Origin of the sequence: Brevundimonas sp. UBA6550, from assembly GCF_002434505.1 — a bacterium.
GTDB lineage: Bacteria > Pseudomonadota > Alphaproteobacteria > Caulobacterales > Caulobacteraceae > Brevundimonas.
The window spans coordinates 66,904-82,173 of sequence record NZ_DJKE01000010.1; the positions used below are offsets into that span (position 1 = coordinate 66,904).

Here is a 15,270-nt window from a genome sequence, read left to right on the forward strand (position 1 = left end):
TCTCCCAGTGTCAGGATGGGCTAACCGCCTGATCGCGAAATGGTTCACCGACCCGCCGAAGCCGGCCATGCGTCATTTCGCTGCGCGCGGCCTTATGGCTCCAGCTCGATGTCCCAGTACAGGAAATTCTATGCCGCAGACCGTCGCTCTATCCTCCTGACAAGGCGTGGATTTTTATACGGCCTCAAACGACCCCGGCCGCTTGGTCACCATATGGTCACCAAGCGGCACGAGTTCGAAGCAATGACCGTCAGTTCAAACCCACCAAGAAACACTACCAGAATCGCAGCCCAAATGGGCTCAGAGATTCGCTCATCTGAGCACTCACGAACGATCCCTGGCGTCTGCCGTCACCCGTCCATCAGTTAAATGCACTTGCGATGGTGGGACATCGACCACGCCGATTCCAAAGCGTTTGACGGGACGTTCAACGATCGCCGACCCAACGTTGACAATGTTAGTACGTTATAACATTACCTCGGGCTCGTTACAGGGGGATTACGTTGAGTTTTCGTTTCGTCACAAAAGCTGCCTCTGCCGCCGTGCTGTCGTCTTTCGCTTCAGGCGCATCGGCCGACGATATCACGGATGCTCCCCAGGCCTTGCCTGAAGTGGTGGTGACGGCGACGGCGACGCCGCGTGTTCTGCAGACTGCGCCCGCCAGCGTGACGGTGGTGGATCAGCAGGCGCTGTCGCGCCGCCCTGTTCAGGATCTGACCGACGTGCTGCGCGACGTGCCGGGCGTGACGGTCAATGGCGCCGGCCTGACGCGGCGGGGGATTTCCATCCGGGGCATGCCGAGCGAACACACGCTGTTCCTGGTCGATGGTCGTCGGGTGAACGGCTCGGCCAGCGCCATCGCCCATGCGGATTTCGAGCTGAACTGGGTTCCGGTCGAGGCGATGGACCGGGTGGAGATCGTGCGCGGGCCGATGTCGTCGCTCTATGGGTCGGAAGCCCTGGGCGGGGTTGTCAATGTCATTACCCGTAGCGCGACCGATGCGTGGCGCGGCAGTCTGCGGGCCATGGGCGGGCTGCGAGAGGATGGACGCGGCGGCGAGACCTATCAACTCGGGGCCTATGCTGGTGGACCGCTGATCCAGGACCGTCTCGGCCTCAGCCTCTATGCCGAATCGAAGGCGCGGGGCGACACACCCCAGGCCGCCAACCCGCGTCTATCGGACCTTGAGGCTCGCGAAGCGCTGTCGGGTTCGGCCACGCTCAGTTGGACGCCGGACGCAGCCCAGCGGATCGACTTCACCGTTCTGGCCGGTCGCGATGATCGGTCTCGCAGCACCGCGACCACGGCCGCGACGCCGGTCTATTACCGCTATGCCGATGCGGTCGATCGTCGGCAGTACGCCCTGTCGCATACGGGGCGCTGGAGCTGGGGCGACAGTGTCGTGCGCGCCTATCGCTCGACACTGGATCGGACCAACACCGTCACCAACGGTCAGACGGCGTCGCGCCCGGTCGGCATGCAGGAAGACATCATCGATGGGCGCGTCACGGCGGATCCCATCGCGGGCCACCGCCTCAGCGTCGGCGGCGAGTGGCGGCGAGAGAAGTTGCAGGACGCGGCCGCAGCCGTCTCAGGCGTTCTGACCAGCGAACGCTACGCCATCTTCGCCCAGGACGAGTGGGCACTGACGCCCAGCCTGTCCCTGACCGGAGGCGCGCGTTTTGACGATCATGACCAGTATGGCTGGCAGACCAGCCCCCGGCTCTACGCCGTCTGGACCCCCGTCGAGGGGCTGACCCTCAAAGGCGGAGGCGGCCGAGGCTTCAAGTCGCCCAACTTGAAACAACTGTCGCCCGAGTTCGTGACGGTGGCCGCGGGCGGTCGGTTCACCGTCTATGGCAACCCCGATCTGAAGCCGGAAATCGGCACATCCTACGAGGCGTCGGCGGAGTATCGCCGCGGCGGGTGGGCCGTGCGCCTGGGCGGCTTCGCCAATGACATCGAGAATCTGATCGAAACACGCTGCACCGCCTTCTGCGGTGTTCGCGGGCGCGAAGTGCGGCTGTATCAAAACATCAACGAGGCCCGAATCACCGGCCTCGAAGCGGGCGCGGAGACGCGGCTTCCCGCCGGATTCAGCCTTCGCGGCGACTACACCTATCTGGACAGCGAGAACCGGTCGACCAATCAACAGCTGTCGGAACGACCGCGTCACAGCGGCCATGCGACCCTGCGCTGGGAGCCCGACGATCACCGCTTCGTGCAGTTGCGCGGCGAATATGTGGGCGAGCAGCTGATGTTGTCGAACACGGTTCAGTACGCCGTGCCGGACTATACGCTGGTGTCGCTGGAAGGCGGGCTTCGGCTGGAGGAGAACCTGTGGGTCCGCGCCGGGGTGCAGAACCTGGGCGATGTGCGGCTGGCGGATGAATCGGCCTATTTCTCCTTCGCCGAGCCGGGGCGGTTCTACTATCTCGGCTTCACGGCGGGGTTCTGAGTCCTTGCGGCGGCTCCTGCAGACGCTGCTGCTGGCGGGCTTCTGGGCTTTCGTCGCCGTGGGCGGCGCGGCGGCGCAGACGCCCCCCGTCATGCGGGTGAGCGTGATCGGCAGCGACTTCGTCCTGTCGGCCAAATACGAGCGACTGGCCGGGTTTGCTTCGCCCCAGGGTGTAGCGGTCCGGGGATGGTCGCTGTCGGCCCTGCCCGAGGCGGCGGTCTGGGACGACGCCGACCTGGTGCTCCTGGATACGCCGCGACCGGCCGACGTCGAGGCGGTGGAGGCGCACGTCGGAGAGGCGCTGCGTGCGCGGAGCGGGCCCTGGGTGCGGATCGGCGGCGGCCCGCCGGCGTTCGGCGGCCTGACGCCTGAGACGGGCCGCAGGATCGCGGCCTATTACGCCGCCGGCGGGCGACAGAACTTCACCGCCCTGTTCGCGTATCTGAAGCAATGGAAAACGGGCGACGACCTGTCGGCTCCACCGCCGTCGCCGCTGGGCGCGGTCGGCTATTACTATCCGGCAGCGTCGAGCTTCGCTGCTGGAGCGTTGCCGGCCTGGTTGTCGGCGCGTCCCGAACGTCCCCGCGCGGCCATACTGATCGGCGCATCTACGGTGGCGGATGACGACACGGCGGTTGTCGACGCCCTGATCGCCGCCCTGGACGCCAAGGGGATCGATGGCGTGGCGGTGTGGTTCGATCAACGCGCGCCTCGAGGCCTGATCGAGGCCGTTAAGCCGCTGAACCCTGACTTGCTGATCAACACCCAGCACATCGTCGCCGGGGGCGTCATCCGTGACCAACTGATCGAACTCGACGTGCCCGCCGTCATGACCTTCTCTTACCGGGAGGGCGACGCCGACGCCTGGCGACGGGCCTCCGCCGGTCTGAACAGTCGTTCGGCCGCCGCACTTCTGGCGCCCGCCGAAACCTGGGGCATGAACGATCCCATGATCGTCTCGGCCGTCGATCACGGCGCGCTGGTTCCCATCCCGGAGCAGATCGAGGCCGTCGCCGCCCGCGCCGTGCGCCAGATCGCTCTACGCCGGACGCCGAACGGGCAGAAACGTCTGGCGCTGATGTTCTGGAACCATCCCGGCGGGGAGGCCAACATTTCGGCCTCGAACCTCAATGTCCCGCGCAGCCTTGAGGCGCTGAGCACAGACCTGAACGCTGCCGGATACGCCATTCCGGCCCTGTCAGAAGCCCGCTGGATCGCGGCGGCGCGCGCCATGCTGGGCGCCTTCTACAGGCATGAGACCTTGGACGATCTGGGGTCGCAGGGGCTGGTCGTGACCCTGCCGGTCGCCCGCTACCGCGCCTGGCTGGCAGCGTTGCCGGAGGCCAGTCGTGATCCGATCCTGGCGCGCTGGGGCGATCCGGCGCGGCATTGGGCCGTTCGAACCGTGGACGGCGAGCCGGTCTTCCTCATCCCCGCCTTCAGGGACGGCGCCCTGACCGTCCTGCCGCAGCCGCCGCGTGCGGCGCGCGTGGGCGAGGCCTATCACGATGTCGCCGTGCCGCCCGACCATCTCTATCTCGCGGCCTATCTGTGGGTGCGCGAGATCAGTCAGACGAACGCCCTGATCCACCTGGGAACCCACGGCACGCAGGAGTTTCTGCCGGGCAAGGATCGCGGTCTGGCGGTCACGGACGACGCCTTCCTGGCGCTTGGCGACCTGCCGGTCATCTACCCCTATATTCAGGACAATATCGGCGAAGCCACCCAGGCCAAGCGCCGTGGCCGCGCCGTCACCGTCAGCCACCAGGCGCCGCCCTTCGCCCCTGCGGGATTGAACGACGAACTGAAGACCCTGCACGACCTGATCCACCAGTATCTCCAGCTCGACGAGGGCGGGGTGCGCGACGCGGTCGGCGACCAGATACTGCACCTGGCCAGCGCGCGTCATATCGATGCCGACATGGGCTGGTCGCCGGCCAGGGCGCGAACGGACATGCCGGTCTTCCTGGGCGAGTTGCACGACTATCTGCATCGGGTCGGCGGGGCGCCGACGCCGATGGGCCTGCACACTTTCGGGCGCCCCGCCTCATCCGACCACAGGCTGACCACCGTGCTGCAGCAGTTGGGCCGCCCGTTCTTTGACGCCCTTGGCGAAACCGAAAGCGAAACCCTGGCCCAGGACGAGGCGGGCCTTCACGCCAGCCGCGCCTTCACCGTCCTGAAGGCCTGTCTGCGCGACGGCGCCTCGATCGAGACCGCCGATCCCGCCCTTCGCGAGCAACTGACGCGCGCGCGCCTGCTGGATCAGCGTCTGGCCGACACCGGCGAGACGGAAGGACTACTCCAGGCGCTGGCGGGCCGTTTCGTCCGTCCCGGCGAAGGCGGAGATCCCATCCGCAATCCCGACGCCGTGGGGGGACGCAATCTCTACGTCTTCGAACCGGACAAGATGCCGGCGTCGGCCGCCTATGCCGCCGCGGCCGGCGCCCTGAAGAGCCTCACGGACGCCTATGCCGCCGAGCATGATGGTCGCCCCCTGACCAAGCTGGCGATCACCCTGTGGTCGTCCGAGGCCATCCGCACCCTGGGTCTGCCCGAAGGTGAGATTCTTCAGGCGCTGGGCCTGCGTCCCCGGTGGGACGAGGGCGGGCGGGTCGTCGCCCTGGACATCATTCCGGCGGCGCAGTTGGGGCGCCCCCGCATAGATGTCGTGGTTCATGCCACCGGAGTCTATCGCGATCAATTCGACGGCTTTCTCAGGCTTCTGGCCGATGCGGTCAATCGCATCGTCGCCCTGGACGAGCCCAATGATCCGGTTGCGGAGAACAGCCGTATCGCCGCCCGGCGTCTGATGGCCGAAGGGGTCGCCGCCTCGGAGGCCGCCGCACTGGGCCGGGCCCGCATCTTCAGCAATGCGCCCGGCGACTACGGCAGCGGCCTGCCCGAGGCGGTGCGCGATACGGCGGCCTGGGATGACCCGGCCGCCCTGGCCGATCCCTTCCTGGATCGGCTGGGCTATGTCTATGGCGCAGGCCGCTGGGGCGCCAAGGTCGAGGGCGCCGACGTCTTCGCCGCCCAGCTGGCCGGGGTCCAGGCCGCCGCCTTGTCCCGCTCCAGCAATCTACACGGGGTCCTGTCGACCGATCACCCTTTCGAATATCTGGGCGGTCTGTCGCTGGCCATCCGCCGGGCGGGCGGGGCACCCCCGTCGCTCTACGTTACCGATGCGCGGGCGGGCGCGCCGCGCACGGTCGCGGCCCGCGACTTCCTGGCTGCCGAGATGCGCAGCCGCTACCTGAACCGCAGCTGGATTCAGGCCATGCAGGCCGAGGGCTACGCCGGGACGCTGGCGGTGGTGGCTCTCGCCGACAATCTGTTCGGCTGGCAGGCGACGACGCCGGGCATTGTTCGAGCGGACCAGTGGCAAGCCCTGCATGACGTCTATGTCCGTGACGAGCGCGGCCTGGGTGTTCGCAAATGGTTCGAGACGAACAATCCCATGGCCGAACGCCAGGTGTTGAACCGGCTGAAGGACGCCATCCGCAAGGGGTTCTGGTCTCCCGACAATAAGACGCGCCGAGAACTCGATGCGCGACTCTCTCGGATCGACGCCTCGGCTTCACCCGCCGCCGCCGGCTTTGGCCAGGGCGCAGCGACACCGCAGTCGGCGCCGGCCGGCCCCATACCTGTGTCCAGGCCGGCGTCCGATCAAGGTGTGGCGAAAGCGCCCGCCGAAGCGACGCCAGACACGGTTCGCGGCCAGGTGTTGGAAAGACTCACCCCCCGACAGACTCCGCCGTCGCCGGTTCCCTGTGGCGCCCTGGTTCTCCTTCTCGTCTTCCTCTGCGGCGGCGCCAGCCGTCTCGCTATCCGTCGAAAGCTCCCCCATGCCCCAGTTTGAAGCCGGCCTCTATCAGGTCTCTAGCCTGTTTCTGATCCCGGCCCTTGTCCTGATACTGGCCGCCCTGGTTTACGCCGTCTTCGCCCTAGGCGCCTTTCTCGTGGAAAGCGTCCAGCGCCGCCGCGCCGGTTGGCGCTCCTCCCTCTCCCGCCGGCAGGCCCAGACGGATGCGGCCAGCGACGATCTGGAGCTGATGATCCTGAAGGACCTCGAAGGCCTTCGCATCGTCTCGCGCAGCGCCCCCATGCTGGGATTGGTGGCCACCATGATTCCGATGGGACCGGCGCTGCTGTCGCTGGGCCGAGGCGACGCCTCGGGCGTGGGCCAGAACATGGTGGTCGCCTTTTCCGGCGTCACCCTGGCCCTGATCGCCGCCAGCATCGCCCACTATGTCCTGACGGTGCGCCGACGTTGGCTGCTGCAGGACCTGCGCGCCATTGAACGCGCGCGCGAGGCCCGTTGATGCGTTTCCTGGACGAAGACGACGACGACCCGATCACCTCGGTCGTCAATCTGGTGGACCTGTTCGTGGTCATAATCGCCATCCTGCTGGTGGTGCTGGTCCAGAACCCGCTCAACCCGTTCAACGCCCGCAATGTCGTCGTGATCGAAAACCCCGGCCAGGCCCAAATGCGCATCACGGTAAAGGACGGAGAAGAACTGACGCGCTACGAATCCCAGGGGCAGATTGGGGAAGGCCAAGGCGAAAAGGCCGGTTCCGCTTACCGTCTGCCAAACGGCAATCTGATCTACGTGCCGGAGTAGGCGACTTTGGCTTCAAGGCGCTCTAGCGACCCGGAAGTCCGAGGCGGGCGATGCGAGCTTCGCCCATCGTTGCCCGGCCCAGGCCGCACAGCCTGATTGGCGCTGGCTAGGAAGACTCTTGAGCGATCCACGATCGTCTCAAGCTGATCGGCGCGGGCGCGCGGTCGCTCACGAGTTCAATCCCGCGTGCGGCGGCCTTGCCTCTGACCCCGGCTTCGGTTCGACCCAGTTCGAGGGCGATGGCGCGCGCGCGAAGGCAAAGCTTCGCCAGTCTGGCGAGGCGCTCGACCTCCGCTTCGCTCCATTTCTCCGCCTGACGCGGCGTGGGACCAGTCGAGACTTCATACCCCATGGATGCGGCCCTCCTTTCTGATCAACGCGGCGGCAGTTCGCGGCTGAGATAGGCGTGGATCGTCTGCAGATCCTCGTCACTGGCCTCAAGGCCCAAGCCCATCATGCGCCCGATGATTTCCGACCAGCCGTCAGACGTCCGCCCCTTGGCCGTCACCATGCCGATGGCGTGGCATCCCGTGCACACGCGCTGGACCACATCGCGTCCCGCCCCTGGAGGAAGCCCGCCGAGACGGGCCGCCGCCGGTGGAGGCGAGGCGACAGGCGGCTTGGCCTGGGTCGCCGCTGGCGTCTGGGCGATCACGACCGCCGCAGGCGTGGCCGCCAGAGGCTTGCCGTTTGGCGCGGCCGCCGGTTCCGACGGGTCAGGCGCAGCGATCGCAGCGGCGGCGACCGCATCAGCGGCCGGGGCCACAGACGCCATTTGCGGGTCGGGGGCCGCCGAGGTCGCCGTCGCAGCGGCAGGAACGCCGTGATTGTTGTAGGCGTCCACCGCAGCGCGCCGGGACGCTTCTTCGCTCTGGCCGCCATTGCTGCACGCCGTCAGCCCGACGACGAGCGCAAGACCGGCGCACGAGACCCAGCGAGCGTCTCGCATCGAGAGTTGAGAGCGTTTCATCCTTCGATCCTTTCTACCTTGCCGACAAAGAAGGTGTAAGAAACCGCACCGAGCAGGGCCATCACGCCGATGAAGGCCAGCCCGCCGAGGAAGGACCCGGTTGCGGCGACGATGAAGCCGATCAAGATCGGCGTCACGATGCCCGCCAGGTTGGTGCAGAAGTTGAAGACCCCGGCCGTCAATCCGACCAGGCGTTTGGGCGCCACGTCGGAAATCAGGGTCCAGCCCAGGTTGGACATCCCTTGGCCGAAGAAGGCGACGGACATGACCACCACCACCAGCGCGTCGCTTTTGATGAAGGCCGCCGTAATGATGGTGGACGACAGCAGCAGCCCGCCGACGATCGGCAGCTTGCGCCCGAAGGTGGCCGAGCCGCTCTTCTTGACCAGGTAGTCCGAGAGCTGCCCGCCGATCAGCACGCCGACCGACGCGGCGATGAAAGGCAGCACGGCGACCCATCCCACCTTCAGCCAGGGCATTCCGCGCTCGACCGCCAGATAGGTGGGAAACCAGGTGAGGAAGAAGACCAGGGTCGCATTGGTCGCGAACTGGCCGATCGAGGCGCCCAGGATCTGGCGTTTGCTCAACAGCCAGCCGACATCCTTCCAGGAAAAGGGCGAGCGTTCGCTCGGCGCGACGCCCCCGCCGGCGGCGATATGATCAAGCTCGGCCTGGTTCGCCGACCGGCTGTGCTGCGGGTCGCGATAGACCAGATACCAAAGCCCGGCGAAGGCCAGCCCCACCGCGCCGGCGATGATGAACAGGCTTCTCCATCCCCAGGTCGCGGTGATCCAGAACAGAACCGGACTCAGGAAGGCGATGCCCGAATACATGCCGACCGTATAGACGCTGTTGGCGCGCGCCCGCTCGTGCTGGGGAAACCAGCTGACCAGGATTCGACTGTTGGCGGGGAAACACGGCGCCTCGGCCGCGCCTAGCAGAAACCTGAAACCCAAAAGGGTGGTCAGGCCGTTGGCGAACCCCTGAAGCAGGGTGAACAACGACCAGAAGCCGACCGACAGGAAGTAGGTCACCCGCACGCCGAAACGGTCCAGGAAGATGCCGCCTGGAATTTGCGCCAGCGCATAACTCCAGGAAAAGACCGAGAACAGTATGCCCATGGTCGCCGCCCCGATGCCGAGTTCGGCGGTCATCGAAGGCGCCGCGACGCTGAGCAGCGAACGGTCGAGATAGTTGATCATCGTGCCGGTGGCGATGAGGGCGAGCACGCCATATCGCACATGGGTCTTTCTGGGCGACGCGACGGAAGCGGGGGTGTCCATGGACGATCCTTTCGGTTGGACCCGGTCGGGCCCAAGGAGCGCGCGTCGCGACCGAGCGCGACGCGCGCAGGCGGTCAGGGCAGGACGAAGGCGTTCAGCGTGTCCGACATGTGTTTAGACCCAACGGCGGTGCCGCCGGCGCCGACGACCACGACATACTGTTTGCCGTCCTTGCCGAGATAGGTGATCGGCGTGGAATGGGCGCTGGCTTCAAGCTCCACCGACCAGAGCTGTCGCCCGGTTCGAGTATCGAAGGCGCGGAACTGACGATCATTCGTCGCCCCGATGAAGGCCAGGCCGCTGGCGGTCTGGATATTGCCGCCCAGATTACGCGATCCCGTCGTCAGACCCTGCTCGCCCAGGCCCGGCGTGCTTCCCAACGGCGCGCGCCAGGCGATCTCGCCCTTGTTGATGTCGACCGCGACCAATTCGCCCCAAGGGGTCGGCGTGCACGGCAGCACCGTGTTGGCGTCCACCCGATAGTTGAAGCCGGATTGGGTGATGGCCGGAGCCGCCCCCGCCGGGCTTGCCGCGCCTGCTGCCGGCGCCGCACCGCGCGGACGCGCCATGAAGCCCGTTCCTGCAGGACCCGCGGCGCGATACTGCCCCATGTTCTGGACGTTGACGATGAACAGGCCGGATTGGGGGCTGTAGGATGGCCCACCCCAGTTCGGTCCACCGAGTGTCGACGGGAAGCTCAGCGTGCCTGTCGTCAACGACGGCCGACCGTAGAGCCCCGTGACCTTGATGTTGTTCTGATCCCAGAAGGCGGTGCAGTAGGCGTATTGCTCGGGCGTGATATTGGGGATCTCGTCCCGCGTCATCGACGTGCGCGCCAAGGGGCCGGGGCGAACCGGAATGGGGTGTGTCGGCCAGGCCTGATCGTTCGGATCGTCGCTGCGCGGCGTCGGCTGCTCCGCGACATCGTGCAGGGGCCGGCCGGTCAGCCGGTCGAATACGAACAGCAGACTTTGCTTGCCCGTCAGGGCGATAGCTGGCGTGGACGTGCCGTCGGCGGCCTTGAAATCGACCAGCACCGGCGGCGTGGGCATGTCCCAGTCCCACAGATCCTTGTGGGTGATCTGCTTGTACCACTTCAACTGTCCGGTCGCGGCATCGAGCGCCAGCAGGCTATTGGCGTAAAGCTCGGGTCCGGCCGCGCGGCCGTTCAGGTCGCCCACGGGGGCGAAGACGATCCCGTTCGCCTCGTCCACCGTCATGGTGGACCAGACATTGGCGCCGCTGCGGTCCTTCCATTCATCGCCGGTGTAGGTTTCGTGGTTGGCCTCACCCGGCTGAGGCACGGTGTGGAAGCTCCAGACCAGAGCGCCGGTCTTGGCGTCCCAGGCGCGGATGTCGCCGCGCGGTCCTGGCGGTCCGGCTTCGCCCGGGCGCGAGCCGGTGATGACGAGGTTCTTGTAGATTGAGGCGGGATTCGGAATGGTCCAGGTATCGCGTCGGCTTTCGCCCACCGTTTCGGAGGCGACGCCAGCATAGGCGTCGACCGCCCCCTGTTCACCGAAGCTGGCGGCGACCTGCCCGGTCTTCATGTCCAGCGCCATCAGATAGCCCTGGTCGGTCGCGAAGAAGAGGCGGGGTCCCACATCGCCCTCGCCAGGCCAGTAGGCTAAGCCGCGACCGTGAATGTTGCGCGGCGATTCGTATTTCCACAGCACCTTGCCGGTTTCCGGCTCCAACGCCGTGACCGTGGCCTTGAGGTCCGGTTTGGTCGGACTGGTCGGGGTCGAGACATACATCACCCCGTCGATGATCAGCGGCGTGACCTCCCACCGATAATCCAGGCCGCGGTCACCGTCGTCATCGGTGCCGCCGCCGTAGTTGAAGGTCCAGGCCCGCTTCAGCGTGGCCACATTGTCCGGAGTGATCTGGGTCAGCGGCGAAAAATTGGTGCTGCCCGGGTTCTGGCCGTAGCTGCGCCACTGGTCGCGCTCCGGGGTCTGGGTCAGTGCGCTGGCGCTGGACATGAGAAGCGCGGCGAGGCCGAGACCAGCGGTCAGGCCGAGACGGTGCGAGGGGGCGATCTTCATGGTGTTTCCTCTGTCTTTTTTCGTTTTCTGATCACGGACGCGGGTCGAGCGGGATCGGCGCATCGACAAGGCCGAGCGCCCATTTGATGCCGCCGAGATAGAGGGCCTGGACGGCAGGGTCGTCCCAAGGTTCGTCCAGATGGCCCAGCGACGAGACGAAGACCCGTCCCGCGCCATAGGTTTTCGCCCAGACCACGGGGAAGTCGCCATCCGGGTGTCGCGCCAACTGGTCAGGCGTCAGGTGCGCGGGATCCAGGCGGATGATGGTGTGGACCTCGCCCCGCTCGTAGGGGGCCTTGAAATAAGGGAACTGGTCGGAAAACACGGTGGGGAAGTCGGCGGCTCCCGGAAAGGCACGATCCTCGACGACCAAAGCGGTCGGCTGGACCGGGAATTCCCCATCCATAAATCCCCCGATCATCTCGCCATATTCCGGCCAGTTGTAGAAGGCGACCGTGGCGGCATGACCGGCGACGAACCCCTTGCCCTCTCGCACGAAGGCTAGAAGATCGGCCTTCTGCGCCTCGCTCAACGTGCCCTCCCCGCTGCCCAGGAAGAAGATGGCGTCGAAGTCGTCCAGATTGCGCGCGTTGATCGACCGGCCGGCGTACCGCTCGCCGGTCCCAACGATGGGCTGGCGCGTGATCAGCTGTGAATCGGTGCGCAGGAAGGCCACGTAGAAGCCGCTCTCTCGTCCCATGCGTTCGATCGTCGCCATCGCATGGTTGATGGAGTTGTGGTGGAAGCCGGTCTGAACGTCTGCGACGACCAGCAGCTTCTTCTTGCCGACATAGGGGTCGGGCAGTCCGCGCATCGGCGCCCCCGTCGTGGCGACGGGCGGCGGGGGTGCAGGTTGGGGATGAGACGTCTGGGCGGCGCATGCGCTCGCCAGGGCGATTAACCCCGCGGCGAAGACGCCTGAGAACAGCAATCTTGCGATGTTACGCATGTCTTCCACTCTCAAAGCGGCCGGCTGCGGGCGAGCGATCACCCGCAGCCGTCCAGGGTCGATCAGAATCGCTTGGTGATCTCGAAGCTCCAGACGCGACCGAACGGGTTGTGGTTGCCCAAGTCCACGGCGGTCGTGCCGCTGAGGACGATCGGCGGATCCTTGTCCGTCAGGTTCTGCACCGTCATCGACAGGCGAACCCCGCCCAGCCCGGTGGGGGCGTTGTCTTGGAACTCATAGGCCACGCCGGCGTCGAAGGTGGTCCAGCTTGGGATTTGCGTGTCCGGCTTCTTGACGCCGGCGACCGTGATCGTGGCGTTGTTCAGGTAGGAGCCGACATAGTTGGCGGTGACGTTCGCCGAGAGCGGCCCACGGCTGTAGCCGACGTTGAACCGTCCGCGCTCGCTGACCTGGAAGCCATAGGTGTCCAGGGCGTCGAACAAGGGGCCTCCGGCGACGATGCTCTTCTCAAGCTTGAGGATCTTGGAGAAGGTCAGGTTGTATCGGAAGTCGCCAATGGCGGTCTGCTGACGATAGTTGGCCGAGAAATCCAAGCCGCTCTGGCGAACGTCGCCGAGGTTCAGACGCCCCCCCTTGATGATGCCGACCAGCGAACAGTCATTGATCGTCGATGGCGAATAGACGGCGTTCGGGTCGGTCAGCCACGGCAGATAGGCCGGGTTGTAGGTCGAATAGTTCCCGTTAACGCAGGTCGAGGGTTGGGGCGCCGTGATGAAGAAATCGCGCAGCAGCGCCAGATTGGCGGGGCTGGACAGGATCAGCGTCTGGTTCGGCAGGTTCTCGATGCGGTCGGTATAGTTGACGTTGTAATAGGTCAGACTGAGGCGCAGATCGGGCGCAAAGTTGGGATTGTAGTCGGCGCCCAGCGACCAGATCTTCGCCGATTCCGGCTGCAGCCCGGCCGTGTTTCCGGTTCGGGACAGAACGGCGCTCTGACCCGTGGCGGTGTTGGTCAACGGAATGGCGGGATCGCCGGCGCCATTGCTGACGAACACGCGATTGGTCTGACCCACGGTCTGCGGATTGGCTTCGATCAACGTCGGCGCGCGGAACGAGGTGCCCCAGCTGCCGCGAAAGACCAACTCGTCGGTCGCCTTCCACGTCAAACCAATCTTGGGATTGGTGGTGTCGCCCGCGTCGGAATAGCTGTCGTAACGAACCGCAGCGCTCAGATCGAGCGACTGCATGAAGGGCAGGCCCGCGCCCTCCCCTACGATCGGCACATAGATTTCCGCAAAGGCCGACTTCACGTCGCGATCACTCTTGGTGAAACGCGACGTCTGATATGTGTTGGTCAGATTCAGCGTATTTTGCGCCTTCAGGTACAGTTTGTAGCGCGAATACTCGACACCGGCCGCGATGCGGATGGGACCGGCCGGAACCGAGAACAGCGAGCCGTCGATCTTGGCCACGCTGTCGAACAGCGTCGTGTCGTACTGCTGGATGAAGCCGCCGACCAAGGCGTCGGCGGCGGCCTGACGACCGAGTTGATAGGGGTTGAAGCCGTAGCTGGCCTGATTGGCGATCACGGCGGCCCGGGTCGTGTTCACCTGTGGCTGGCAAACGTTGCAGCTGTCGGTCTTGCCGTAGGAGATCAGGCCGTTGAACCGGAAGTCCATCGGCAGCTGCGCCGTCAGATCGATGGCGTGGCTGATCGTCTCTTCCAGATTGGACTGGTCGCGCGACGTGCCCGGATTGTTAAGCGAATAGTTGTACACCACCGTCTGTGCGGCGGTCGGATTGGGCATGCCCGGGATGTAGTAGGGGCTGCTCGGATCGACCCGAATGGCGATGCGCTCGAAACCATCGCCAGATCGTGAGTCGTTGGTGCGGCGATTGTAGATGCCGGTGTATCCGACCTCCACGCCCGGCGCGAGTTCCTGGCGCCCCTTGATCAGCAACGCGAAACGCTCGCGCTCGGTATAGAAATCGTAGAGATGCGATTGATCGTAAAGGTCGGGGTTGCCTTGTAGCGCCAGCACTTGCGCGGCCGTCGGGCGCGCGCCGCTCGTCTTGGGCAGGCCATATACCGTGTTGCCGATGATCAGGGCGCCGCTGTCGCCAGGATAGACCGTTGTCCCGACCAGATTATTGTTGTTGCCGCCAAAGGGTCGAAGATCGAGCAGCATGTAGTCGCGGATGTCGCGACCCACGCTATTGTTGGTGTCGTACGAGCCGGCCACCATCAGGCTGCCGCCTTTCCAGGTCTTGCCGAAGACGCCGTCGACGACGACTTGGTCGTAGAGCGAGTTGACGTAGCGCGCCGTGATCTGGGCGCCGTCATAGTTGCGACGCAGGATGTAGTTCACCACCCCCGCGACGGCGTCCGAGCCATAGATTGCGGATGCGCCGTCGGTGACGACCTCCACCCGGTCGATGGCCGAGAACGGAATGAGGTTGGGATCCGAAACCTGGGCGTTGCCACCCTGCGGAACGACACGCTTGCCATCGAACAGAACCAGGGTCGCGTTGTTGCCCAGGCCACGCAGGTTCACGCCTGCGGCGCGCCCGCCCGTCGAGGTCAGGCTCGTTCCCTGATTGGATGCTTGAGGCAGGCTCGCCACAAGGGCGCTGGGTTCACGGACCGGGGCCTGGACCAGGTCCTCGCGCGTGATCCCGACCGTGGCCGATCCGACAGGAGCGACGCCGCGAATGGCGGTGCCTGTGACGACGATCTCTTCGACCTCGGTGGCCTGGCTTTCCGCCTCCGCTTGGACATCGGCGGCGCGTTCCGTGGTCGCCGTTTGGGGGCGAGCCTGGGCCATCGCCAGCGACGGCAGAGCGGCGGCGAGCGCCACGCTGGTCATCAGACCCGATCGGATCAGACGCCCGCGACGCTGGCGGGCCCCTTCGAAATCAGACGCATTCGACTTCCTGTACATTCTTATTCCTCCCTGTTTTTTTGATTGGTTC

The 15,270-nt window shown here is 65.8% G+C and carries 10 protein-coding genes; 4 read left to right on the forward strand and 6 right to left on the reverse strand.

Annotation, left to right across the window (positions count from 1 at the left end; genetic code table 11):
- The first annotated feature begins 611 nt into the window (after positions 1-611).
- Genes B3Z70_RS12620 through B3Z70_RS12635 form a run of 4 tightly spaced genes read left to right on the forward strand, consistent with a single transcriptional unit; the run spans position 612 to position 7,086 of the window.
- Positions 612-2,459: a TonB-dependent receptor domain-containing protein gene (locus tag B3Z70_RS12620; RefSeq protein ID WP_292022017.1), complete on the forward strand. Its 1,848-nt coding sequence runs from the start codon at positions 612-614 to the stop codon at positions 2,457-2,459.
- Between the two features lie 4 nt (positions 2,460-2,463).
- Positions 2,464-6,321, forward strand: a complete 3,858-nt coding sequence (gene cobN / locus B3Z70_RS12625; RefSeq protein WP_292021993.1) for a cobaltochelatase subunit CobN — start codon at positions 2,464-2,466, stop codon at positions 6,319-6,321.
- Positions 6,308-6,784 (forward strand): MotA/TolQ/ExbB proton channel family protein, encoded by a 477-nt coding sequence (locus tag B3Z70_RS12630; RefSeq protein WP_292021992.1) that lies wholly within the window; start codon positions 6,308-6,310, stop codon positions 6,782-6,784. The genes cobN and B3Z70_RS12630 overlap by 14 nt, the downstream gene beginning before the upstream one ends.
- Positions 6,784-7,086, forward strand: coding sequence for a DUF2149 domain-containing protein (locus B3Z70_RS12635; protein WP_292021990.1), 303 nt, complete (start codon positions 6,784-6,786; stop codon positions 7,084-7,086). Before B3Z70_RS12630 ends, B3Z70_RS12635 begins: the two co-directional genes overlap by 1 nt.
- A 106-nt stretch (positions 7,087-7,192) precedes the next feature.
- On the opposite strand, the gene B3Z70_RS12640 is transcribed toward B3Z70_RS12635, so the two are convergent.
- The 6 genes from B3Z70_RS12640 to B3Z70_RS12665 all read right to left on the reverse strand — a co-directional run bounded on the left by B3Z70_RS12640 (position 7,193) and on the right by B3Z70_RS12665 (position 15,239).
- On the reverse strand, positions 7,193-7,438 hold the full coding sequence (locus B3Z70_RS12640) for a hypothetical protein (RefSeq protein ID WP_292021988.1): 246 nt from the start codon (positions 7,436-7,438) through the stop codon (positions 7,193-7,195).
- 21 nt (positions 7,439-7,459) lie between these two features.
- Positions 7,460-8,056, reverse strand: coding sequence for a c-type cytochrome (locus tag B3Z70_RS12645; RefSeq protein ID WP_292021987.1), 597 nt, complete (start codon positions 8,054-8,056; stop codon positions 7,460-7,462).
- Entirely contained in the window at positions 8,053-9,339 is a 1,287-nt protein-coding gene (locus tag B3Z70_RS12650; RefSeq protein WP_292021984.1) for an MFS transporter, read from the reverse strand. Before B3Z70_RS12650 ends, B3Z70_RS12645 begins: the two co-directional genes overlap by 4 nt.
- Positions 9,340-9,413: 74 nt before the next feature.
- Positions 9,414-11,387: a PQQ-binding-like beta-propeller repeat protein gene (locus tag B3Z70_RS12655; protein ID WP_292045698.1), complete on the reverse strand. Its 1,974-nt coding sequence runs from the start codon at positions 11,385-11,387 to the stop codon at positions 9,414-9,416.
- Between the two features lie 31 nt (positions 11,388-11,418).
- The gene (locus tag B3Z70_RS12660) at positions 11,419-12,201 is read right to left on the reverse strand and encodes a ThuA domain-containing protein (protein ID WP_292021980.1); all 783 of its coding nucleotides are present in this window, start codon (positions 12,199-12,201) and stop codon (positions 11,419-11,421) included.
- Between the two features lie 197 nt (positions 12,202-12,398).
- On the reverse strand, positions 12,399-15,239 hold the full coding sequence (locus B3Z70_RS12665; RefSeq protein WP_292045699.1) for a TonB-dependent receptor domain-containing protein: 2,841 nt from the start codon (positions 15,237-15,239) through the stop codon (positions 12,399-12,401).
- Positions 15,240-15,270: the final 31 nt, after the last annotated feature.